Source organism: Streptomyces sp. AM8-1-1 (assembly GCF_032229325.1).
Taxonomy (GTDB): domain Bacteria; phylum Actinomycetota; class Actinomycetes; order Streptomycetales; family Streptomycetaceae; genus Streptomyces; species Streptomyces achmelvichensis.
The window spans coordinates 6,897,033-6,918,880 of sequence record NZ_CP135086.1 but is presented as its reverse complement, the minus strand read 5'-3'; the positions used below and the strand labels follow the sequence as shown (position 1 = coordinate 6,918,880).

Genomic DNA, 21,848 nt, shown 5'->3' with positions numbered 1-21,848 from the left:
CCTCGGTCAGCCGGCGATCGAGTCGAGCTGTTCGGCAGCGGGCCGCAGCGCCCAGAGATCTCCGCCGGGAGGTGCCTGGAGCCGGGGGACGGCCGCCTTGGCCCGGCGGTCACCCGCGTCGGCCGCCGCGTGCACGACGTCGGTCGCCGCGTACCGGTAGAACTCGAGCTCCGGATGCGGCCACGGGGACGCGCCGGTCGCCGCGGGCAGCAGATAGTCGACGGCCTTGAACAGGCTCTGCCCCTGCGGTCCTCGGTAGGCCCACAGGTCGACGCCGACCTGCTCGCCGATGTCCGCGAGGCGGGTGTACGCGACCAGGTCGAAGGTCGAGTAGTGCCAGCTGCGGGTGCGGGCGAGCTCCTGCGGCTGGCTCCCGTCGGCGGCTATCTGCGGATCGATGCGCTTGGCGCGCGCGTCGAGGACGGTCCTGCGGGCGAGCGCCTTGTCCCCCGTCGCGACGGCGAGAGCGGCGACCTGCATGTCGTGGAAGGTGCCGTGGTTGTTCTTGGCCGCCGCCTCCTCCTTGCCGAACGGGCTGTTGACCAGCCAGTCCAGGAACGCGGTGTTCCAGGCGCGCATACCGGAGCGGTCCTTCCCGGACCAGCCGGGAGCTCCGGTGTCGAGGATCGCGATGGCGTCCAGCACGCTGGTGTACATCTGCGAGAAGTCGATGATGCCGATCGCCCGGCCGTCGTACTTGCAGGGGATGAACTGCCCATGGTTCAGATGGGGGTTCATCCGGGTGGCCGGGTCCACGAACCAAGTGCGCAGGATCTTCGAGGCGTGCTCGGCGTACTTCCTCTCGCCGGTGTAGTACCAGGCGAGGCTGAGCGTGGTGGTGGAGTTGACGACCTTGCCGATGTCGGGGCGGTCGGTGCCGGTGTCGACCTCGGGATTGCGTTCCCCGTCCCGCTGGACGTAGGGGCAACCCCACGGATTCTCGGGGGTCTTGGGCTGCGAGGGCCACCAGTAGGGCGCCTGGCTCAGATAGTCGTGGACATCGCCGCTCGGGGCGGGCTTGGGCTTGTCCACCACGGTCCAGGGCCCCTGGCCGAGCCAGCCGTCCGCGCGGACGGTCAGATCCCTGGCGGCCCGGCGCAGTGCCGGATCACCGCGCTCCAGCCGCTTTCTGGCCTCCTCCAGGCGCTTGCCGTCGATGACCGCCGTCCTCGGCACCCGGTGGGAGCCGGTGGTGGCGGCCTGGGAGGACGCGGTCGGTACGAGGACGGCGACGCAGCCGGCGAGGGCGGTGAGCACAACTGCCCAGCGGCGTCGGGGTCTTCCGGTCATCAAGCGCTCCCATCAGATATGTGAACGAGATTCATGAACGGGACCGTGCGAGCGTAGGGCCACCAGGTACGGGTGACAATGCCGCGCGCACGATTCACGGATGGGACTGCGGCGTTGATCGGCCACTACGATTGCGCCGATCATCGAACGACTGTGGAAGTGGAGCGGCCCGTGAATCTCGGCGTGCGCTGGACCCTGCACGGCGACGGGCGGACTCCCGCTCCGGGCGCCGTCGTACGCCCCGACGAGCGGCTCTCCTGGCCGCGCACCGCGGGGCTCGGCGCCCAGCATGTGGTGGCCATGTTCGGGGCGTCCTTCGTCTCCCCGATCCTGATGGGGCTCGACCCCAACCTCGCCATCATGATGTCCGGCATCGCGACGGCGATCTTCCTGCTGGCGACCCGCGGGAAGGTGCCCAGTTACCTGGGCTGTTCGCTCTCCTTCGTGGGCGTGGCCGCCACCATCCGGGCCTCGGGCGGCGACAGCGCCACCGTGACCGGCGCGGTCTTCGTCGTCGGCGTGGCCCTCTTCCTCGCGGGCCTCGCCGTGCAGCGCTTCGGGGCGCACATCATCCACACCGTGATGCCGCCGATCGTGACCGGCGCTGTCGTCATGCTCATCGGCTTCAACCTGGCGCCGGTGACCGCCACGACGTACTGGCCGCAGGACCAGTGGACGGCCCTGCTGACGATGCTGTTCACCGCGCTGGCCGTGGTGTGCCTGCGTGGCTTCTTCTCCCGGATCGCCATCTTCCTGGGCCTCGTCTTCGGCTATGTGCTGTCCTTCGCCCTCGACCGGATCTTCGGCAGGATCCACTCCCCCGCCGGCGGCGCCGAAGCCGTCGACCACTGGCGGCTCGACCTGTCGGGCGTGGGCCGGGCCGACTGGATCGGCCTCCCGTCCTTCCACGCACCGAGCTTCGAGTGGTCGGCGATCCTGGTCGCCCTGCCGGTCGTCATCGCGCTGATCGCCGAGAACGCCGGACACGTCAAGGCAGTCGGCGAGATGATCCGCGAGCCGCTCGACGACAAGCTCGGCACCGCGATCGCGGCGGACGGCGCGGCCTCCATGCTGTCGACGGCCGTCGGCGGCCCGCCGAACACGACGTACTCCGAGAACATCGGCGTCATGGCGGCCACCCGCGTCTACTCGACCGCCGCCTACTGGGCCGCGGCCTGCTTCGCCCTGCTCTTCGGGCTCTGCCCGAAGTTCGGCGCGGTGGTGGCCGCCATCCCCGGCGGCGTCCTCGGCGGGATCACCGTGATCCTCTACGGCATGATCGGTCTGCTCGGCGCCCAGATCTGGATCAACGCCAAGGTGGACATGCGCAATCCGCTGAACCTCGTACCGGCGGCGGCGGGCATCATCATCGGCGTCGGCGGCGTCAGCCTGAAGATCACCGACACCTTCGAGCTCAGCGGCATCGCCCTCGGCACCATCGTGGTCATCGCCGGCTACCACCTGCTGCGGGCCTTCGCCCCCGCCCATCTCAAGCAGCAGGAGCCCCTGCTGGACTCGGGCACCTCCACGTACGACGAGGCCGACAAGCACCCGGGCGAGCAGCCGTAGCCGCCCGCGTATTCCCTCGTTTCGGGGAAGTCCCGGCCGGTCACCGCGTCCGTGGGCCGGCGGCTGGGACGCTTCCGGTATGGCGCAGAGGGAACTGCTCGCACCGCCGGCCGGCCGCCGCCCGTCCCCGGTCGACTCCGTGGTGGAGCGGATGGTTTCGTTCCGCTCGATCTGGCCCGCGACGGACGGGGTCGCGGTCTTCAACCGCGTCTATCTGACCGTCACCAAGGAGATCGACCGGCGCATCGCGGCGGGCGACTTCCCCGACCGGCGGGCCGCCGCCACGCTGGACGTGCTCTTCGCCCGGCGCTATCTGGCGGTCGTGGACGCGGCCGCGGTGGGCGAGAGGCCGCCGGCGTGCTGGCGGCCGCTGTTCCAGTACCGGCGCCACCCCGGCATCCACCCGGTGCAGTTCGCCCTCGCCGGGATCAACGCCCACATCGGGCACGACCTGGCGCTCGCCGTCGTCGACAGCTGCCGGGTGCTCGACTGCGAACCGGCCGATCTGGAGGGCGAGTTCGACCGGGTCGGCGACATCCTCACGCTCCTGGAGGAGCGCATCAGGGAGGACCTGATGCCGGGCCCCGATCTGCTGGAGATCGCGGATCCGCTCACCCATCTGCTGGGCGCGTGGAGCCTGGACCGGGCGCGCGACGGCGCCTGGTCCGCGGCCCGGCTGCTGTGGGGCGTACGGTCCCTGCCGGAGCTGGCCGACGAGTTCACCGAACGGCTGGACACGGGCGTCGGCCTGGTCGGGCGCTGCCTGCTGACGCCCTGGTCCTGACCGGCGGGCCCGGATCCGGGCGGTCAGTCCTCCGGCAGCTCGACGGGAGCGATCTCGTCGAACACGTCGCCGGGGCCCGGGTTGGTCGCGTCGGTCGCGCCGCCGAGATGCGCCATCACACCCCACACCGCGTTCAGCGCGGTCTGCACGGCGCCCTCCGCCCATCCCGCGGTCCACGAGATGTCGTCACCGGCGAGGAAGATGCCGCGCTTGTCGGCGGGCAGCGAGTCCTGCATGAAGTGGGTGAACAGCCGCCGCTGGTAGCGGTAGTGGCCGGGCAGGTTCGCCTTGAACGCGCCCATGAAGTACGGCTCGTTCTCCCAGGACACGGTGACGGGGTTGCCGATGACGTGGCTGCGGATGTCGACGTTCGGGTAGATCTCGCCGAGCGACTTGAGCATGACCTCCATGCGCTCGTTCGCCGACAGCGGCAGCCACTTCAGGCTGTCGTCGCACCAGGTGTAGGAGAGGCAGATGACGGCCGGCTTGTCGGGGCCGTTGTCCAGCAGATAGGTGCCGCGCGTCATCCGGTCGGTCAGCGTCATCGACATCGTGTCGCGGCCGGTCGTCTCGTCCTTGTCGAGCCAGAACGGCCGGTCGACGGGGACGAAGAGCTTGGACGACTCCATGTAGTGGGTGCGCTCCATCGCCGTCCAGTGGTCGATGGGGAAGAGCGAGTCGTCGCAGTCGATCTTGGAGAGCAGCAGCCAGGACTGAGCGGTGAAGATCGCCGCCTGGAAGGTGCGGATGTCGCCGGACGCGTCGGTGACCGTGATGCGGTTGCCCGCCGTGCGGTTGAGCCGGGTCACGGCCGGACGGGGCTCGCCGTCGTGCAGCGAGGCGAGCGAGGTGCCCAGCGGCCAGTGCACGATCTTCTGCGGCTCGCGCTCCCACAGGCGCACCGGCAGTTGCTGCGAACCGCCGACGATCCCGCGGTGGTGGTCGTCCGCCTCGGTGTAGACGACGCGGAGGATCTCCAGGATGGAGTTGGGGAAGTCGGTGTCCCAGCCGCCGGTGCCGAATCCGACCTGCCCGAAGATCTCGCGGTGCCGGAAGGACTTGAAGGCCTCCGAGTCGCACAGGAACCCGTAGAAGGTCTGGTTGTCGAGCTTCTCGACGAGCTTCGCCCAGATCTCCCGGATGCGGGGCACGTCGCGCTCCCGCATGGCGCGGTTCATGTCGGAGAAGTCGGCGCCCTCCTCCAGGCAGGCGTTCCACGCGGCGGCCACATCGCGGTAGACCTGCGGCAGATCGTCGATGGTCTCGGCGTAGTGGGACTCGCCCTTGAGGTCGACCACGGTCGAGGGGGTCGCCTCGGACAGCGGGTTCGGGAACGGTTCGGTGACCAGTCCCACCAGGTCGATGTAGTGCTGGAGGGCCGTCGAGGACGGCGGGAAGCGCATGGCGCCCATCTCGGCGGTCAGCTCCGGGTCGCAGCCGTCGAAGCCGACGGTGCGCAGCCGGCCGCCGATCCGGTCCGCCTCGTAGACGACGGGCTTCAGGCCCATCTTCATGAGCTCGTAGGCGGCGACGATGCCGGAGAGCCCGCCGCCGATGACGGCGACCTCGGTGCCGTGCTCGGTCGCGGGTATCTGGCCGAGGCCGGCGGGGTGGGCGAGGAAGTCGTCGTACGCGTACGGGAAGTCCGGACCGAACATGGTGATCGGCGGCTGAGCGTCGGTGTGCTGGACAGCGGTGGGCACCGTGGACGTCATGGGGTACGGACTCCTTGCGCAAAAAGGTGGGGCGGGGAAGGCCGGGCGGGCCCGGATCGTCGTGGCGTGGGGAGCGCCGCGGCTCAGTTCAGCGAGGTGTACAGGCCCGGGCGGCGGTCCCGGAGATACGGATTGGCCTCGCGCGACGCACTCAGGAAGGCGGGATCCACCTCGCCGACCACGAGTTCTTCGCCGCGGCCCGCGCGGGCCCGGGCGGCGCCGTCGGGGCCGGCGAGACAGCTGAGCCCGACGAACTCGAACTCCCCCTCGGGGCCCGTCCTGTTGACGTACGCGATGTACATCTGGTTCTCGAAGGCCCGCACCGGTACGAGCGACTCGGCGACGAACTGGAAGGGGTGCATCTGTGCGGTGGGCACCAGCAGGAGGTCGGTGCCGGCGAGGGCGTGCGCGCGGACGTTCTCCGGGAACTCCACGTCGTAGCAGATCAGCATGCCGATCGTGATGCCGTCGAGCTCGGCCTGGACGACGGGCTGGTCGCCGGGGGTGAACCACTGCTGCTCGAAGCAGCCGAAGAGGTGGGTCTTGCGGTAGTTCGCCAGGCGGTCGCCGTCGGGGCCGATCAGCTGGGCGGAGTTGAAGATCCGGCCCGGGCCTCCGGTCCGGTCGCCGGACGCGGCGCCGTCCCGCTCGGGGTATCCGTACACGACCGCGATGCCGTGGCGGACGGCGATCTCGGCGACGGCCGTGGCACCGGGGCCGTCTGCGGGCTCCGCCAGCACGGGCAGCTCGTCCCCGATCGCGTATCCGGTCAGGAACAGCTCCGGGCACACCAGCAGGCGGGCGCCGGTGGCCGCGGCGTGCGCGGCGGCCTCGTCGAGCGCCTTCAGATTCTCGGCGACCGAGCCCGGTCGGCCGGAACTCTGGAGCAGTGCGGTGCGCAGCGGCGGCATGGCTGACCTCGGACGGAGTGCGGGGTGGAGGAGACGTCAAAACGGTACGGGCCGGGCACCGGCCGGGACAAGGCGCGACCGTTGCGCGCTGATGAGCGATCCATTGCGCCGACAGTCCATGGAGCGGCGATTCGTTGCGCCCTGTGACCTGCGACATCCGGGGGTGGGGCGAGACCGGCCGCTGATGCGTCTACGGCTGCGGTCGTACGGCGCGTCGCGCTGCCCCGCCCGGACGGCGGAGCCGGGCACCGTCTCGGGCGCGATGTGCGTCGGGAGGGCCGCCGGAAGAGTGGTCGTCGTCCGGTTCACCTGCCGAAAGGACCATCATGAAGGCTCCTGTCCACTTCCCTGCGAAGGTCGCCGCGATCGGTGCGGCCCTGCTGATCACCGCCGGGGCCACCGGGTCCGCCGTGGCGTCGGGCGACGCCGACGCGCGGGGCGGCGGGCAGCGGGAGGCCGCCGCCCTCACCGGCTCCGCGAAGCTGTACCGCTCGCTCGGCGACGACATCACCTTCACCTTCGACGCGCATCTGGCGGCGAAGGACACCGACGACCCGCTCAAGGCCACCGGCACCTTCAGCTGGAGCCACTATCTGAACGGCGAGGGCGCCTGGGCGAAGGCCAGGGTCGACTGCCTGGTCACCGGCGGCAAGGTGGCCGTGGTCAGCGGCGTCATCACCGACACCGACCTGGAGGGGGCCAAGGGCACCCGGGTCGGCATCACCGTCCACGACGTCGGAGGGCGGGACCGGCTCGGCTACAGCTGGGCCGCCCAGGGCAGCCCGGTGGAGACCAAGGACCTGCCCCGATGCGTGGGCTCCGCGCCCTTCGAGAAGGTGAAGGGGGGCTCGGGCGACTTCCGGGTGGTGCCCTGGAACCCCAAGCTCTGACGCATCGGGACCCGGCGTGTCAGGCGGGTGAGCCCGACGAGTAGCGCCGCAGCAGCGGCGACAGCACCAGAACCGACTTGGTGCGCTCCACGAAGGGCTCGCCCGCGATCCGCTCCAGCACCCGCTCGAAGTGGCGCATGTCGGCCGCGAAGACCTGCACGATCGCGTCCGCGTCCCCCGTGACGGTGGAGGCGGACGCGATCTCCGGGTACCGCTTCAGCCCACGCTCGATGGCCTCGGGCGAGGTGTTGCGGCTGCAGTAGATCTCGATGAACCCCTCGGTCTCCCAGCCGAGGGCCGCCGGGTCCACCCGTACGGTGAAGCCGGTGATGGCCCCCACGTCGCGCAGCCGGTCCACACGCCGCTTCACGGCGGGAGCGGACAGGCCCACCATGGCGCCGATGTCGGCGTAGGAGCGGCGGGCGTCCTCCGCCAGAGCGTGGACGATGCGTTCGTCGAGATCGTTGAGTCGCACTACGAATGGGTCACTTCTCTGCGGTGGCCAGTCGGGAGCGGCGCATGCCGTAACCGAAGTAGAACACGAGGCCGACCGCCATCCAGACTCCGAAGACCGCCCAGGTGACGGCCGGGAGGCTGAACATCATCCAGACGCAGAAGGCGAAGCCCGCCACCGGGAACAGCGGCGAGAGCGGGACCCGGAACGTGCGGTCCATGTCCGGGCGCGTCCGGCGCAGCACCACGACCGCCACATTGACCAGGGCGAACGCGAAGAGCGTGCCGATGCTGGTCGCGTCGGCGAGCTGGCCCAGCGGGACGGCGGCCGCCAGCACTCCGCAGAACACCGAGACGATCACGGTGTTCGCGCGGGGCACGCCGCTCTTGCGGTCGACCTTGGAGAAGACCTTGGGGACAAGGCCGTCGCGGGACATCGCGAACAGGATGCGGGTCTGTCCGTAGAGCACCGTGAGGACGACGCTGGCGATGGCGATCACGGCACCGGCGGCGAGCAGGACGGCCCAGAACGTCTGGCCGGTCACATCGCGCATGATGCCGGCGAGCGCGGCCTCCGACTCGCCGAAGCCCTTCCACGGCCGGGCGCCCACGGCGACGGCCGCGACCAGCACGTACAGGGCCGTGACGATGAGCAGCGAGAGCATGATCGCGCGCGGCAGGTCGCGCTGCGGGTTCTTCGCCTCCTCGCCGGCCGTCGACGCGGCGTCGAAGCCGATGTAGGAGAAGAACAGCGAGGCGCCGGCGGCGCTGACGCCCGCCATGCCCAGCGGCATGAAGTTCTCGTAGTTGCCGGCCCGGAAGCCCTGGACCCCGACGGCGCAGAAGAGCACCAGGGCGGCGATCTTCACGACGACCATGATCGTGTTGGCGCGGGCGCTCTCGCGGGCACCGCCGAGCAGGAAGACCATCGCCAGGAGCACGACGATGAGGGCGGGCAGATTGAACAGGCCGCCGTCGCCCGGCGGAGCGGACAGCACGTCCGGAATGGTCACGCCGATCGTGCCGTCGAGCAGTTCGTTGAGGTACTCGCCCCAGCCGACGGCCACCGCGGCCACCGACACCCCGTACTCGAGGATCAGACACCAGCCGCAGACCCAGGCGATGAGTTCGCCGAGGGTGGCGTAGGTGTACGAGTAGGAGGAACCGGAGACGGGGATCGTGCCGGCGAGTTCGGCGTAGGAGAGTGCCGAGAACAGTGCGGTGAGGCCGGCTATCACGAACGAGACAGTGACGGCCGGTCCCGCTTCGGGGACGGCCTCGCCGAGGACGACGAAGATGCCCGTGCCCAGCGTGGCGCCGATGCTGATCATGGTCAGCTGCCACATGGAGAGCGACCGGCGCAGCGATCCACCCTCGCCCTGGCCACTCTCGGCAACCAGGCGCTCGACGGGCTTGCGCCGCATCAGCCGGGCGCCGGCGCCGGGGCGCCCGCCCTGCGGTGGCTCGGTCGAGGGTGGGGCTGCGCCGTGGTCCAGCACTGCGGGTGCTCCTTCATCGCTGCGGATCGCGACGGGTGACCTGCGACGATCCACGGACATGACGGAGGGGTCCGCATGAGGGGAGACCGCCGAGCAGACGGTCACCGCCACTCCTGGTACGGGGGATGAGCCTATGAGCCCGCGCTCGGAACCGGAAATGCACTGTCGTTGCGCATCGGCGGACGATCATTGCGCGATGACGGAGAGTATGGGGAAACATTGCGCTCCGCCGACCGTGGGCCTCGCCGCGGCGCGGAACGCGGGAAGGGCGATCCGGTGAAACGTGCCGCACCCCGCGGTGAACGCGGGCGTCACAACTCCCGCAGTCTGGCGGCGATCTCCCGCAGCAGCACGGGGTCGTGCAGGTTCCGCGGTGTCACCGGCTCGGAGATCCTGACGAGACCGGCCTCGGCGAGGTCGGCGAGCAGCACACGGACCACGGTCAGCGGCAGATCGGCGTCGGCGGCGATCTCGGCGACCGGCCGCGGCCCGCGCCGCACCAGCTCCAGCAGCGCGCTGCGGGCGTGGTCGAGCGGCAGGTCGACGCCCTCCGGGTCCAGGGCCGTGACCTGGGACATCAGGTCGATGTTCTGCTCGGACGCGGGCCGGGTCCGGCCTCGGGTGACGGTGTAGGGCCGTACGAGGGGACCGGACTCGTCCTCGTACCAGTGGTCGCTCACGAGGACTCAGGTGCCGGTGTCCTCGGGGGCCGAGCGCGTGGGCACGGCCATGTGCCGTCCCACGCGCCGGACCAGCAGTGCCATTTCGTGGGCCAGCTGACCGACGTCCGTCTCGATGTCGGAGAGGACGGCAAGCCGGCTGCCGTCACCGGCCGGGGTGATGAAGAGGAAGGCGTTGTCGAGCATCACCATCGTCTGCCGTACGCTGCCCGCCGCGAACCGGTCGCCCGCCTCCTTCGCCAGGCTGTGGAAGCCCGCGCAGACGGCGGACAGATGCTCGATGTCCCGCCTGACCATGCCCCGGGACGCGCTGCCGACCAGCCCGTCCGCCGTGAGGAGCACCGCCTGCTGCACATGACCGGTCCTGGCCACCAGGTCGTCGAGGAGCCAGCCCAGACCGGCGCTTTCTCCCGTGCCTTCGTCAGCCATCGTCGTCGGTCCCTTCATCGTTCGTGCGGGCTTGCGGTGCGGTGCTCGGCGACTCGGGTCCGACGCTGTCGCCGCGGCGGCCGCGGTCCAGCCCTCGCTGGAAGGATCCGAAGATCGAGCGCATCTCCTCGGCGGACACCTCGCGGTCGGGGCCCCCGGCGGCGGGCGGCGCCGCGTCACGCAGCGGAGGCGCGAGGGAGGCCTGGCGCACGCGGGTGGGAAGCCCGTGCAGCGGCGTCGCGGGGACCGCCGTCCCGCTCGGCCCGCCGGTCGGGTCCGGTACGGACGCGGGCCTGGTGCCGGACGGGGTGGTCCCGTCCGACGCAGGAGCCACCTTCTCGGCGGCCGTGACGGTCCCGTCCGTCGCGGGCACGCTCATCTCAGCGGCAGGACCAGACCCGTCCGTCACCGGTGCGCTCAGCACGGCGGCAGGACCAGACCCGTCCGACGCGGGCGCGCTCATCTCGGCGGCAGGACCGGACCCGTCCATCACCGGCGCCGTCTCCCCCGCGGCAGCGCCGGACCCGTCCGGTACCGCCACCGGCCTCGCCCCGGATCCCGTCGTCGCCGTCGTCCGCTCCGGCGCGGGTGCCGGGGCATCCGTGGCGCGGTCGTGCACCAGGGGCACGCGTTCGAGCGTGCGCCGCAAGGCCTCGGCCCGTACGGCCCGGGGCCGGGGCGGCGGCGCGCTCTCCCGCTCCGCGGCGGCCTTGGCCGGCTGCTCGACGGCGGCGAGGACCGCGGTGGGCAGGAAGACCACCGCCGTCGTGCCGCCGTACGGGGAGCGGGTGAGGGTGACACCGATGCCGTGCCGTTCCGCCAGGCGGCCGACGACGTACAGCCCGAGGCGGTCGTCCTGCGCCGGATCGAAGTCGCCGGGCCGGGCCAGCGTCCGCTGGGCCTCTTCCAGCGCGGCCTGGTCCATGCCGAGTCCGCGGTCGTCGATCTCCAGCGCGAAGCCGTTGCCGACGCGTCCGGTGCGCATGGTGACCTGCGTGTGCGGCGGGGAGTAGACGGCGGCGTTCTCGACGAGTTCGGCGACCAGGTGCACCACGTCCGCCACGGCATCGGCCGTGATGCCGACCGCGGGCATGGGCGGTACGACGACACGGGCGTAGTCCTCGATCTCGCCGACGGCCGCGGACACGATGTCGACGACCGGCACCGGCCGGCGCCACCGACGGCCGGGGGCGGCGCCGGAGAGAATGATCAGGCCCTCCGCGTGCCGGCGCATCCGGGTGGTCAGATGGTCGATGCGGAACAGGTCGTCGAGTGTGTCGGGGTCGCTGGTGCGGCGCTCCAGGGTGTCGACGAGCTTCGACTGACGGTGCACGAGGGCCTGGTTGCGGCGGGCGATGTTGAGCAGGACGGCGAAGATGCCCCGGCGCAGCGTGGACTGCTTGACGGCGGCCTCGACGGCGGCCAGCCGTGCGGCGTTGAGTGCCTGGCCCACCTGGTCGATCTCGTCGATCTCGTCCGGGCCTCGCTTCGGGTCGCCGAAGTCGAGGGGTGGAGCGGCGGCTGCCGCGTCGACCTCCTCGCCCGCGGCGAGCCGCTCCATCACGTCGGGCAGCTGGCGGGTGGCCAACAGGTCCGCGGCGTCGCGCAGTTCTTCCAGCCGGCGGGAGATGCGGCGGCCGCTGGCCACCGAGAACCAGATCGACAGACCGACCGCGGCCAGTCCCGCCACACCGACGACCGCCGCCTTGATCATCTCGTGGTAGGCGAAGGCGCGGCCCCGGTCGGACGCGTTGATCGCCGCGTCGGTGCACAGCAGCATGTACCGCTGGACCGCGCGGTCCGTCGTGTCGCGCCAGGAGTCACCGGCCATCGCCTCGCCGGCACCCGCGGGACCGGCCCGCAGCAGTGTGTCCTCCTGGGCGACCAGGGCCCGGTAGACATCGCTGCGCTCGAAGCCGGCGAAGAGCTGCCGGGAGTCGGCCGGGAGGTCGGGGACATAGGTGCGGTGGAAGACCCGGCGGTCCTCGATCGTGGCGGTGAGGGTGTCGTACTGCGCGTCGCTCAGCCGCCCGGCGGCGTGCGCGCCCGCCACCAGTGCGTCCTGCCGGGAGACGAACTCCCGCACCCGCACGAGTTCGACGACGACCTGCGCCTCGCGGGCGAGTTGGCCGGCCTGAAGCGCGGTGAGCGTGGACTGCACGTCGAAGGTGGGTTCCACCATCGTCGTGTACTCCTCGATCGCGCGGTCCCAGGAGATCGTCCGGCCCACGACCTTCTCGCGCAGCGCATCCAGACCGTCGGCCGCGTCCGCCATCGCGTCCAGGGACTCGCGCTGACGTGCGGAGAGGTCCTCCCGCCGCTCCCGGTCGCCGATCGCCTCGCGCATCGCGCGCACGGCCCGGTCGGTGGAGCGCTGCTGCTGGGTCAGACCGGCGACGGCGGCAGCGCCGCCCTGCGGCCCCGCCCCCAAGTACGCGGCGGAGAGCCGCCGTTCGATCTGGATCTGCCCGACGGCGGTGTCGACCGGCGTACCGAAGCTCTCGTACATGCTCTGGAGCCGTATGAGCGCGCGGAGATCACCGGTCACGGAGACCATGGCAAAGGTCCACAAGGACATCAGAGCAATGACGGGTATGACCGTCAGTGTCACGATCCGTCCCCGGATCGTGGGGCGGCGAAGTCGCCGGCGCATGGTCTCCCCTGAGCAAGAGAGCTACTGAACAGCGGTGATTACCCCCGAGTAGGGGGCAGTCAAGTTACGCGACGCAGCATGCGCAACGCAACGTTCCTGGGGGTAACCGGCCGTTCAGTAGGAACGGTATTTTCTGACCCCCCGTCAGGCCGTTGCGCGGTGCGCAAGCACCGCTCCGCGACCCGCAACCCGACCTCTGGAGGCCCCGGTGACCTGGCTCGATCCTCATCCGTTCCTGCGCGGAGTGGCCTGGCTGGACCGAGGACGGCCGGTGCGTGCGGACCCCGCGGACGCGGGCCGGCTGCCCTGGGATGCCTGGGAGCGGGCCACCCTGCCCATCGGCGTGCGCCTGGAGTTCACGGCCGAGGACGCCGCCGCGGTCGAGATCCGCTATCGCGCCTCCCCGCCGGGCGAGAGCGATGCCCTGCGGGAGCTCCCGCACTGCTTCGCGCTGTGGCAGGACGGCCGCTGCGTATCGGAGACGATCACCGAGCCCGCCGCCGAGTCGGTGGTCACCCTGGCGCTGCCGGGCAGCTCGGCCGCGCCCTTCACCGTGCATCCGCCCGAGTCCGTGGCACCCGAGATCCTCGGGCTGCGCGCGGTCGGCGGCTCGATCGCGCCCGCCCCACGGCAGCCCCGCTGGCTCGTGCACGGGGACTCCATCACCGAGGGCTGGTGGTCCACCCGTCCCGCCCACTCCTGGCCCGCCACGGCCGGCCGGCGGCTGGGCCTGGACACCGTGAACCTGGGATACGCGGGGTGCGCACACGGCGAGCCGGCCCTCGCGGAACAGCTCGCGTCGCTGGACGCGGATGCCATCACTCTCGCCTTCGGCACCAACTGCTGGTCCAGCACCCCCTGTTCGGCGCCGCTGATGTACGAGACGGTCCGCACCTTCCTCACCCTCGTACGACAGGGCCACCCCCGCACGCCCCTCCTGGTGGTCTCCCCCGTCCTGCGCCCCGGAGCGGAGAACACCCCGAACCGGCTGGGTGCCACGCTCGCGGATCTGCGGACGGCCATGGAGCGGGCCGTCATGGACCGCAGGGAGGGCAGTGACGGCCAGGACGCGGACGACTGGCTCGCTCTGCTTCCCGGTCGCGACCTGCTCGGGGCGGGACAACTGGCCGACGGGGTGCATCCCGACGACGAGGGACATGCCGTGCTGGCGGCCGCGGTGGCCGAGGCCCTCCCCTCGGCGCGGCCGAACGGATGAGGTGCAGGCGCAAATACATGCTCCGGGACGGGGTACGCGAGCTGCGATGAACACTGAACCGCGGGTGGTGGCCGACCCCCCGCTCCCCAGCGACAGCGCGCGGGCCCGCAGGGCGACCGCGGACTTCCTGGCGCGCCACTGCCCGTGGGCCGACCTGGACGCCGTACTGCTCGTCGTGTCCGAGCTGGTCAGCAACGCGGTGCAGCACACGGCCGGCTGGTGGCGGCTCCAGCTGGCGGCGGCCCAGGACACGCTGGTGGTCGAGATCGACGACTCCAGCCCCGCGATCCCGGTGTCCCGCGAGCCGGACTTCAGCGGCAGCGGCGGATTCGGCTGGCACATGGTGCACCAGCTCGCCGGACAGGTGGAGATCAGCCCCCTGCCCTGCGGCAAGCGCGTCCAGGCGACGTGGGTGAGGAAGATCCCCGCAACGGCGCCTGCCTGCTGACGCGCGGCCGGAACGGCCGGGCGCGCTGCCGGCGCACAGGCAGCCTTCTTCGGTCCACAGCGGCATCATCACGCGGTAGTCATGAAACGACAGCACACGGCGCGCACGAACCATGACGCCCTCCCCCGCGTCGACGGCGCGCCCTCCCGGGAATCACAGGAGGCGGCGCCCCCTGTCAGGTGGGGCGCCGCCTGTCCCGTGGGGGGATCTTCCCGTGGGGGGAAGTGTGAGGGCGGGAGTTCACGCTCCCGCGAGCAGGCCCTCGCGAAGCCGCGAGGTGATGCGGTTCAGCAGCCGGGACACATGCATCTGCGAGACGCCGAGCTCCGCACCGATCTCCGCCTGCGTCAGCTCCTGGCCGAAGCGCATGGCGAGGATCAGCCTGTCCCGGTCGTCGAGTTCCTGGATGAGCGGCTTGAGCGCCTGCACGTTCTCGGCGATCTCCAGATCGGAGTCCGGTGCGCCGAGCCGGTCGGACAGCGGTGCCGACGCGTGATCGGAGGCGTCGTCGATCGGCGTGTCGATGGAGCCGGCGGTGTAGCCGTTGCTCGCGACGATGCCCTCGATGACCTCTTCCTCGTCGAGCTTGAGGTGCGCGGCGAGCTCCGCCGTGCTGGGCGCCCGGTCGAGCCGCTGCGAGAGCTCGTCGGCCGCCTTCGCCAGATCTATCCGCAACTCCTGGAGCCGCCGCGGCACATGGACCGCCCAGCTGGTGTCACGGAAGAACCGCTTGATCTCACCGACGATGTACGGGACGGCGAAGGTCGCGAACTCCACCTCGCGGCTCAGCTCGAACCGGTCGATCGCCTTGATCAGGCCGATCGTCCCGACCTGGACGATGTCCTCCATCTGCTCGGCCCGGTTCCGGAAGCGGCCGGCCGCGTACTTCACCAGAGCGAGGTTCAGCTCGATGAGGGTGTTCCGCACGTACTGGTAGTCGGGGGTGCCTTCCTCCAGCGAGGACAGGCGCACGAAGAAGACCTTGGAGATCTCCCGTGCGTCCTTGGGAGCGACCGCCCTGGCGTCCCGCACCTCCGGAAGCTCGAGCTCGCGGCTCGGGCACCGTGTTCCCGGCTCTGTGCGTTCGGTCGCAACCGTACTCGCCGTGGACACTAAGTCCTCCCCTGCTCCGTGGTCAGTGCAACGGCCCGTCTACCCCCAGTCCGCCCACACATGCCTACGAATTCCAAAGTCGTGGAAACACCTGGTGGGAGCGGCCTGTCGGGGCCAACTGATCGGGCGGACGGCGGATGCGGGCGCACACGAAGACGTCCGGCCCCGGACGATGCCGGGACCGGACGCGAACGGCCGCGCGGGCGAACGCTTGTCGCCCTAGTGCCGCGACAGGCAATGTTTGCCCGTCAAGGAGTGGGGGTCCCCCCACGCCCGCAGGGCGTAGGGGGAGCGTCCGGTGCGTGCGATCGCAAGGCGGCCGGAAGTCCTGGTAGCGGAGCTACCAGGACTTGTGGCCAACGCAGCGAGCGGGCGTGCAGGGCGGGGCGACAGGGCAAAGCTTGCCGGGAGCGGCACTAGCTCCAACTGGCGTGCAGCGGCTTGCCCTCGGCGTACCCCGCGGCGCTCTGCACACCCACGATCGCCCGCTCGGCGAACTCCTCCAGGGAGTTGGCGCCGGCGTACGTGCAGGACGAGCGGACACCCGCGATGATCGAGTCGATCAGGTCCTCGACACCGGGACGGGTCGGGTCGAGGAACATGCGCGAGGTGGAGATGCCCTCCTCGAACAGCCCCTTGCGGGCCCGGTCGTACGCGGATTCCTCACTCGTACGGTTGCGGACGGCCCGCGCGGACGCCATGCCGAAGGACTCCTTGTAGAGCCGTCCGTCGGCGGTCTGCTGAAGGTCGCCCGGGGACTCGTACGTACCGGCGAACCACGAGCCGATCATGACGTTGGACGCGCCGGCGGCAAGTGCCATGGCGACATCGCGGGGATGGCGGACACCGCCGTCGGCCCAGACGTGCTTGCCGTACTTCTTCGCCTCGGCCGCGCACTCCAGCACGGCCGAGAACTGCGGCCGGCCCACGCCGGTCATCATGCGGGTGGTGCACATGGCACCGGGACCCACGCCGACCTTGATGATGTCGGCGCCGGCCTCGACGAGGTCGCGCACGCCCTCGGCGGCGACGATGTTGCCCGCCACGATCGGCACGTGCGGGTCCAGTCCGCGGACCGCCTTGATCGCGGCGATCATCGATTCCTGGTGGCCGTGCGCCGTGTCGACCACGAGGGTGTCGACGCCCGCGTCGAGAAGCTGCTTGGCCTTGCCCGCGACATTGCCGTTGATGCCGACGGCCGCGGCGATGCGCAGCCTGCCCTGGGCATCCACGGCCGGGCTGTAGAGAGTCGCGCGCAGGGCGCCCTTACGGGTGAGGATGCCGACGAGACGGCCGTTCTGGTCGACCGCGGGGGCGTAGCGCCTGTTGGCCGCGTCCAGCGTGTTGAAGGCGTCGCGCGGGTCGATGTCCGCGTCGATCAGCAGCAGGTCCTTGGACATGACCTCGGACAGCTGGGTGAAGCGGTCGACGCCGGTCAGGTCGGCGTCGGTGACGACACCGACAGGCCGGTGGTCGGCGTCGACGACCACGCCCGCGTCGTGGGCACGCTTGGGCAGCAGGGCCAGCGCGTCGGCCACGGTCTGCGTGGGGGCGAGCACGATCGGGGTGTCCAGGACGTGGTGACGCGTCTTGACCCAGGCGATGACCTCGGTGACGACCTCGATCGGAATGTCCTGGGGGATGACGACGAGCCCGCCGCGGCGGGCGAGCGTCTCGGCCATCCGGCGGCCCGCGATGGCGGTCATGTTGGCGACGACCAGCGGGATGGTGGTGCCGCTTCCGTCGGGGGACGAGAGGTCCACACCCAGCCGGGAGCCCACCGCCGAGCGGCTCGGCACCATGAACACGTCGTCGTACGTCAGGTCGTACGGCGGCTTCAGATCATTGAGGAAACGCACGTGCTGATCATCCCAGTCGATCGGAGTTGGCCCCCGGTCATTTCAGCCGGGGAAATCGCACGTACTTCATTGTCCCATGCCCACCCGCATGCATGGCCCGGACGATTCCTCCAGGTCAGCGCGGGTGGGCTCGTACGATCGTCCAAGGCCGTCCGTCCGGCCGCACCCGTCAGTCGTCGGGGTCCGCGCGCTCCAGCGCCGGGCGCGGCCCCGCCTGGACCGAGAGCAGGTGGTCGGCGGCCGCCGTGTCCGTCACGAGGCTGGTGACGAGGCCGGAGCGCAGGACGGCCGCGATGGCCTCCGCCTTGCGCTGGCCGCCCGCGATGGCCACCACCTCGGGGATGCGGCGCAGCCGGTCGGCCTCGACGGTGATGCAGCGTTCGCCCAGGTCACGGCCGACGCGTCGGCCGTCCCGGTCGAACAGGTGCGCCGACATCTCGGCGGCCACACCGAAGGAGGCGTACCGGGCGCGCTCCTCGTCGCTGAGCATGTCGTACACCGTCGAGATACCCGGCTCCCAGGAGCCGATGGAGACGGCCGCGACGGTGACCTTGTCGAAGTACTCGAAGGCGCGGGCGATACCGGTCTGGTTGCGCAGCGCGGCCGCGGTGGCGGCGTCGGGCAGCAGCATCGGCGCGTAGATGGGGTGGGCGTCGCCGCCGGAGACCTGGGCCGCGCGTCTGACCGCCTCCACCGAGCCGCGCTCGGCGGTACCCGCGTCGTAGACGCCGGTGAGCTGGACGACCGTGCAGGGCGGCAGCCGGTCCAGCGCGGCCGCCATGTGGATGGTGGACCGGCCCCAGGCCAGACCCAGCACATCGCCCTCGTTCACCAGCTCGCCGAGCAGGTCGGCAGCCACCTCGCCCAGGTTCTCGGGGTCCGGCGACTCGTCGGCCGCCTCCGCCGGCGACTCGACCACGACCGCGTGACGCAGTCCGAAATGGGCACGGAGGGCGTCGGAGCGCTCGGCGTCCAGCTCCGCCGGGACGCGGATCTCGATCCTGACGAGATCGCGTTCCAGGGCGGTCTCCAGGACGCGCGCCACCTTGAAGCGGCTGACGCCGAACTCCTCCGCGATCTGGATCTTGGACTTGCCCTCGAGGTAGAAGCGGCGGGCCATGGCCGCCGCCTGCACCAGCTCCGCGGGTCCCATCCGCAGGGCAGACCGTCCCGCCGACCTTGCAGACACCGCGATCTCCTCACTGCTGTTCGCACTCCAGATCTGCAATCCTGTCAGATCCGGCGGTTGTCGATCAGCCCCGAAGGGCCGAGTTCACTTGCTTGTGGCTCAGTGGTTGCAAGCCCAGCTCGCCGAGGCGATGCTCTGCTCCCCCTTGGCACGCAAGGCGCGCACCGCCTGGGCCGGGTCCTTCGCGCCGTAGACCGCGGAACCCGCGACGAAGACGTCCGCGCCCGCCTCGGCGCACCGCTCGATGGTGGCGTCCGAGACGCCGCCGTCCACCTGGAGCCACAGCGCGAGTCCGTGCTTGGAGATCAGCTCACGGGTACGGCGGATCTTGGGCAGCATGATGTCGAGGAAGGCCTGACCGCCGAAGCCGGGCTCCACGGTCATGATCAGCAGCATGTCGAGCTCGGGCAGCAGATCCTCGTACGGCTCGATCGGGGTGGCCGGCTTGAGCGCCATCGAGGCACGGGCCCCCTTGGCGCGGATCTCGCGGGCCAGCCGGACCGGAGCGGCGGCGGCCTCCACGTGGAAGGTGACGGATCCGGCCCCTGCCTCGATGTACTGGGGTGCCCACCGATCGGGGTCGTCGATCATCAGATGGCAGTCCAGCGGGGTGTCCGTCGCCCGGCTGAGGGATTCCACGACCGGCACGCCCAGCGTCAGGTTGGGCACGAAGTGGTTGTCCATCACGTCGACATGGAGCCAGTCGGCGCCCTCGACGGCCCGGGCCTCTTCCGCCAGGCGGGAGAAGTCGGCGGAGAGGATACTGGGGTTGATCTGTACGGCCATGGCCCAAGCCTGCCATGTTCCGGGGGTCTTCCCCTCCCCGGTACGGGTTCCGGTCCGGACCAAAGCGCTCCGGGATCAGCACAGTCCGTGCAATCCTGGCGTTTTCGGCCAGGGTCGAGGCCAATGGGGGCGTCATGGCGGACGGGAACACGGGACAGATGCGGCCTCGCCGGGGCGTCGCCCACCTGGTCTGCGGGCGGCGCGCCAAGTGGATCGTGGTCGTGCTCTGGCTCGCGGTGATGGTGCTGGCGTTCCCGCTGGCGCAGAAACTCACCGACGCCCAGGACAACGACGCCGCGTCCTGGCTGCCCGGCAGCGCGGAATCCACTCAAGTGCTGCACGAGGCCGAAGAGTTCAGGCCCGAGGTCATCCCGGCCATCGTCGTCTACGCCCGCGAGAGCGGCCTCACGGCGGCCGACCGCACGCGCATCGCCGAGGACGTCGCCGAGCTGAAGCGGCTGAGCGCGCACGGCGTGCTGGGCAACGAGGTGCGCGGCCCGGTGCTGGACCGGCCGGCTGATCCGCGGGCGGCCCAGGTCTTCGTCCCCATCGTCATGGACGAGAAGGGCTGGGAACGGATCGGCCCGGCCGTGGACTCGATCCGCGGGGTGACCGGCACAGCGGCTGCGGGCCTCGCGGTGCACGTCACGGGTCCGGGCGGCACGGCGGCCGACTCCTCCGAGGCCTTCGAGGGCATCGACTCGACGCTGCTGCTCTCGGCGCTCGCCGTGGTGATCGTGATGCTGCTGATCACCTACCGCAGCCCCACGCTGCTGCTGGTGCCGGTGATCGCGGCCGTCGCGTCGCTCTCCGCCGCGCAGGCAGTGATCTACCTGCTGGCGGAGCACGCCGGTCTGACCGTCAACGGGCAGAGCGCGGGCATTCTGACGGTCCTCGTCTTCGGCGCGGGGACGGACTATGCCCTGCTGCTGATCGCGCGCTACCGCGAGGAGTTGCGCCGCCACGAGGATCGGCACGAGGCGATGGCTCTCGCGCTGCATCGTGCGGGCCCGGCGGTGCTGGCGAGCGGCGCCACGGTGGTGCTCGGCATGCTGGTCCTGCTCTTCGCCGAGATGAACTCCACCAGTGGACTCGGCCCGGTCGCCGCGATCGGGGTGGCGGTGGCGCTGATCGCCATGATCACGCTGTTCCCTGCGCTGCTCGTCGTCTTCGGCCGCTGGATCTTCTGGCCGGTGATCCCCCACTTCGGCTCGCCCGAGCTCACGGAGTCCGGAGTGTGGGCACGGATGGGCCGGTGGATCGCCCGGCGGCCACGGGCGATCTGGGCCGTCACGGCGGTCGTGCTGGTGGCCTTCTCGATCGGCCTGACCCAGCTGCGCGCCGAGGGCATCAGCAACGCCGATTCCTTCACGGAGAAGCCCGACTCGATCGTCGGGCAGGAGGTCCAGGCGACGTACTTCCCCGCGGGCAGCGGCGACCCGCTGATCGTCATCAGCGACGCGGCACAGGCCGGACAGGTGCGGGCGGCCGTGGCGGCCACGCCCGGTGTGGTCCCGGCCTCCATCGCCGTTCCCCCCGGCACCAAGCCCGTGCACGAGGGCCGGGTGCTGATCGAGGCGACGATGACCGCACCCGCGGACAGCGCGGCCGCGAAGGACACCGTGGAACGCGTACGGGACGCGGTCCACGCGGTCCCGGACGCGGATGCGCAGGTGGGCGGAGGCACGGCCGCCCTGCTGGACATGGACACCGCCACCCGGCACGACAACCTGCTGATCATCCCGCTGGTCCTGCTGGTCGTGCTGCTGGTGCTGACGGTCCTGCTGCGGGCCCTGGTGGCCCCGCTGCTGCTGATCGCGACGGTGGTGCTGTCGTTCGCCGCCGCGCTGGGCCTCAGCGCGCTCGCCTTCCGCTACATCTTCGACTTCGCGGGCGAGACGACCGACTTCCCGCTGTTCGTCTTCGTGTTCCTGGTCGCGCTGGGCATCGACTACAACATCTTCCTGTCGACCCGTATCCGCGAGGAGGCCGGCCACCAGGGCACGCGAGCGGGCGTGGTGACGGGCCTCGCCGCCACCGGCGCGGTGATCACCTCGGCGGGCCTGGTCCTGGCAGGCACGTTCGCGGCGCTGGGCACCCTCCCCATCGTCGCCTTCGCCGAGATCGGCTTCGCGGTGGCGCTCGGCGTCCTGCTGGACACGTTCGTCGTCCGCTCGGTCCTGGTCACGTCGCTGTTCCTGGACGCGGGCCCGAGGGTGTGGTGGCCGCACCCGATGTCGCGCGAGGAGGACCCGAAGGAGCCCCCGGCAACGGCGGAGGAGGAACCGGCGAAGGTCTGACGCAGCTCTCGCTCATGCGCGCAGGGCCCGCGTCTGCTCGCCCCGGGCCTCCGCGGTATCTGTA

18 protein-coding genes are annotated in these 21,848 nt (G+C 71.0%); 6 read left to right on the top strand and 12 right to left on the bottom strand.

The annotated features are described in order from the left end of the window. Nucleotides 1-6 precede the first annotated feature (6 nt). Nucleotides 7-1,290 (bottom strand): alginate lyase family protein, encoded by a 1,284-nt coding sequence (locus RPQ07_RS30930; RefSeq protein WP_313947506.1) that lies wholly within the window; start codon nucleotides 1,288-1,290, stop codon nucleotides 7-9. Nucleotides 1,291-1,461: 171 nt separating this feature from the next. Here RPQ07_RS30930 and RPQ07_RS30925 point away from each other — a divergent pair, with 171 nt between their 5' ends. Then, nucleotides 1,462-2,859 carry a uracil-xanthine permease family protein gene (locus tag RPQ07_RS30925; RefSeq protein WP_313947505.1) on the top strand — a complete coding sequence of 466 codons (1,398 nt, stop codon included), beginning with the start codon at nucleotides 1,462-1,464 and terminating at the stop codon, nucleotides 2,857-2,859. Between the two features lie 79 nt (nucleotides 2,860-2,938). After that, nucleotides 2,939-3,643 carry a DUF5995 family protein gene (locus tag RPQ07_RS30920; protein ID WP_313947504.1) on the top strand — a complete coding sequence of 235 codons (705 nt, stop codon included), beginning with the start codon at nucleotides 2,939-2,941 and terminating at the stop codon, nucleotides 3,641-3,643. 23 nt (nucleotides 3,644-3,666) lie between these two features. Here RPQ07_RS30920 and RPQ07_RS30915 read toward each other — a convergent pair whose 3' ends face one another. Then, complete coding sequence (locus RPQ07_RS30915; RefSeq protein WP_313947503.1) at nucleotides 3,667-5,358, bottom strand: NAD(P)/FAD-dependent oxidoreductase; 1,692 nt, start codon at nucleotides 5,356-5,358, stop codon at nucleotides 3,667-3,669. Nucleotides 5,359-5,441: 83 nt separating this feature from the next. Beyond that, nucleotides 5,442-6,269, bottom strand: coding sequence for a carbon-nitrogen hydrolase family protein (locus tag RPQ07_RS30910; RefSeq protein ID WP_313947502.1), 828 nt, complete (start codon nucleotides 6,267-6,269; stop codon nucleotides 5,442-5,444). Between the two features lie 326 nt (nucleotides 6,270-6,595). On the opposite strand from RPQ07_RS30910, the gene RPQ07_RS30905 reads away from it, so the two are divergent. After that, on the top strand, nucleotides 6,596-7,159 hold the full coding sequence (locus RPQ07_RS30905) for a Repetin (protein ID WP_313947501.1): 564 nt from the start codon (nucleotides 6,596-6,598) through the stop codon (nucleotides 7,157-7,159). A 19-nt stretch (nucleotides 7,160-7,178) separates the two neighbouring features. Here RPQ07_RS30905 and RPQ07_RS30900 read toward each other — a convergent pair whose 3' ends face one another. The 5 genes from RPQ07_RS30900 to RPQ07_RS30880 all read right to left on the bottom strand — a co-directional run bounded on the left by RPQ07_RS30900 (nucleotide 7,179) and on the right by RPQ07_RS30880 (nucleotide 12,777). Then, nucleotides 7,179-7,634, bottom strand: coding sequence for an Lrp/AsnC family transcriptional regulator (locus RPQ07_RS30900; protein ID WP_313947500.1), 456 nt, complete (start codon nucleotides 7,632-7,634; stop codon nucleotides 7,179-7,181). 10 nt (nucleotides 7,635-7,644) lie between these two features. Then, entirely contained in the window at nucleotides 7,645-9,111 is a 1,467-nt protein-coding gene (locus RPQ07_RS30895; protein ID WP_313947499.1) for an amino acid permease, read from the bottom strand. A 311-nt stretch (nucleotides 9,112-9,422) separates the two neighbouring features. Next, nucleotides 9,423-9,791 carry a DUF742 domain-containing protein gene (locus RPQ07_RS30890; RefSeq protein ID WP_313947498.1) on the bottom strand — a complete coding sequence of 123 codons (369 nt, stop codon included), beginning with the start codon at nucleotides 9,789-9,791 and terminating at the stop codon, nucleotides 9,423-9,425. 6 nt (nucleotides 9,792-9,797) lie between these two features. Continuing rightward, nucleotides 9,798-10,220 carry a roadblock/LC7 domain-containing protein gene (locus RPQ07_RS30885; RefSeq protein ID WP_313947497.1) on the bottom strand — a complete coding sequence of 141 codons (423 nt, stop codon included), beginning with the start codon at nucleotides 10,218-10,220 and terminating at the stop codon, nucleotides 9,798-9,800. After that, nucleotides 10,213-12,777 carry a nitrate- and nitrite sensing domain-containing protein gene (locus RPQ07_RS30880; RefSeq protein ID WP_313949089.1) on the bottom strand — a complete coding sequence of 855 codons (2,565 nt, stop codon included), beginning with the start codon at nucleotides 12,775-12,777 and terminating at the stop codon, nucleotides 10,213-10,215. The genes RPQ07_RS30885 and RPQ07_RS30880 overlap by 8 nt, the downstream gene beginning before the upstream one ends. A 304-nt stretch (nucleotides 12,778-13,081) precedes the next feature. Between RPQ07_RS30880 and RPQ07_RS30875 the strand changes: the two genes are divergently transcribed. Both RPQ07_RS30875 and RPQ07_RS30870 read left to right on the top strand, forming a co-directional pair. Beyond that, nucleotides 13,082-14,089, top strand: coding sequence for a GDSL-type esterase/lipase family protein (locus RPQ07_RS30875; RefSeq protein ID WP_313947496.1), 1,008 nt, complete (start codon nucleotides 13,082-13,084; stop codon nucleotides 14,087-14,089). Nucleotides 14,090-14,135: 46 nt separating this feature from the next. Further along, a complete protein-coding gene (locus RPQ07_RS30870) occupies nucleotides 14,136-14,537 on the top strand; it encodes an ATP-binding protein (protein ID WP_313947495.1) in 402 nt (133 codons plus the stop codon). Nucleotides 14,538-14,777: 240 nt separating this feature from the next. Here the strand turns inward: RPQ07_RS30870 and RPQ07_RS30865 are convergent, their stop codons facing one another. The 4 genes from RPQ07_RS30865 to rpe form a co-directional block, all read right to left on the bottom strand. Next, nucleotides 14,778-15,650 (bottom strand): RNA polymerase sigma factor SigF, encoded by an 873-nt coding sequence (locus RPQ07_RS30865; RefSeq protein WP_313947494.1) that lies wholly within the window; start codon nucleotides 15,648-15,650, stop codon nucleotides 14,778-14,780. Between the two features lie 416 nt (nucleotides 15,651-16,066). Next, on the bottom strand, nucleotides 16,067-17,530 hold the full coding sequence (locus RPQ07_RS30860) for a GuaB1 family IMP dehydrogenase-related protein (protein ID WP_313949088.1): 1,464 nt from the start codon (nucleotides 17,528-17,530) through the stop codon (nucleotides 16,067-16,069). 148 nt (nucleotides 17,531-17,678) lie between these two features. Next, on the bottom strand, nucleotides 17,679-18,662 hold the full coding sequence (locus RPQ07_RS30855; protein WP_313949087.1) for a sugar-binding transcriptional regulator: 984 nt from the start codon (nucleotides 18,660-18,662) through the stop codon (nucleotides 17,679-17,681). 135 nt (nucleotides 18,663-18,797) lie between these two features. After that, nucleotides 18,798-19,484: a ribulose-phosphate 3-epimerase gene (gene rpe / locus RPQ07_RS30850; RefSeq protein WP_313947493.1), complete on the bottom strand. Its 687-nt coding sequence runs from the start codon at nucleotides 19,482-19,484 to the stop codon at nucleotides 18,798-18,800. A gap of 158 nt (nucleotides 19,485-19,642) precedes the next feature. Between rpe and RPQ07_RS30845 the strand changes: the two genes are divergently transcribed. Then, on the top strand, nucleotides 19,643-21,784 hold the full coding sequence (locus RPQ07_RS30845) for an MMPL family transporter (protein ID WP_313949086.1): 2,142 nt from the start codon (nucleotides 19,643-19,645) through the stop codon (nucleotides 21,782-21,784). The last annotated feature ends 64 nt before the right edge of the window (nucleotides 21,785-21,848 follow it).

Bases quoted from the DNA above. Each gene is read 5' to 3' on its own strand.
- RPQ07_RS30930 (WP_313947506.1), bottom strand. From the start codon at position 1,290: ATGACCGGAAGACCCCGACGCCGCTGGGCAGTTGTGCTCACCGCCCTC.
- RPQ07_RS30885 (WP_313947497.1), bottom strand. From the start codon at position 10,220: ATGGCTGACGAAGGCACGGGAGAAAGCGCCGGTCTGGGCTGGCTCCTC.
- RPQ07_RS30880 (WP_313949089.1), bottom strand. From the start codon at position 12,777: ATGGTCTCCGTGACCGGTGATCTCCGCGCGCTCATACGGCTCCAGAGC.
- RPQ07_RS30910 (WP_313947502.1), bottom strand. From the start codon at position 6,269: ATGCCGCCGCTGCGCACCGCACTGCTCCAGAGTTCCGGCCGACCGGGC.
- RPQ07_RS30870 (WP_313947495.1), top strand. From the start codon at position 14,136: ATGAACACTGAACCGCGGGTGGTGGCCGACCCCCCGCTCCCCAGCGAC.
- rpe (WP_313947493.1), bottom strand. From the start codon at position 19,484: ATGGCCGTACAGATCAACCCCAGTATCCTCTCCGCCGACTTCTCCCGC.
- RPQ07_RS30920 (WP_313947504.1), top strand. From the start codon at position 2,939: ATGGCGCAGAGGGAACTGCTCGCACCGCCGGCCGGCCGCCGCCCGTCC.
- RPQ07_RS30905 (WP_313947501.1), top strand. From the start codon at position 6,596: ATGAAGGCTCCTGTCCACTTCCCTGCGAAGGTCGCCGCGATCGGTGCG.
- RPQ07_RS30855 (WP_313949087.1), bottom strand. From the start codon at position 18,662: ATGGGACCCGCGGAGCTGGTGCAGGCGGCGGCCATGGCCCGCCGCTTC.
- RPQ07_RS30915 (WP_313947503.1), bottom strand. From the start codon at position 5,358: ATGACGTCCACGGTGCCCACCGCTGTCCAGCACACCGACGCTCAGCCG.
- RPQ07_RS30845 (WP_313949086.1), top strand. From the start codon at position 19,643: ATGCGGCCTCGCCGGGGCGTCGCCCACCTGGTCTGCGGGCGGCGCGCC.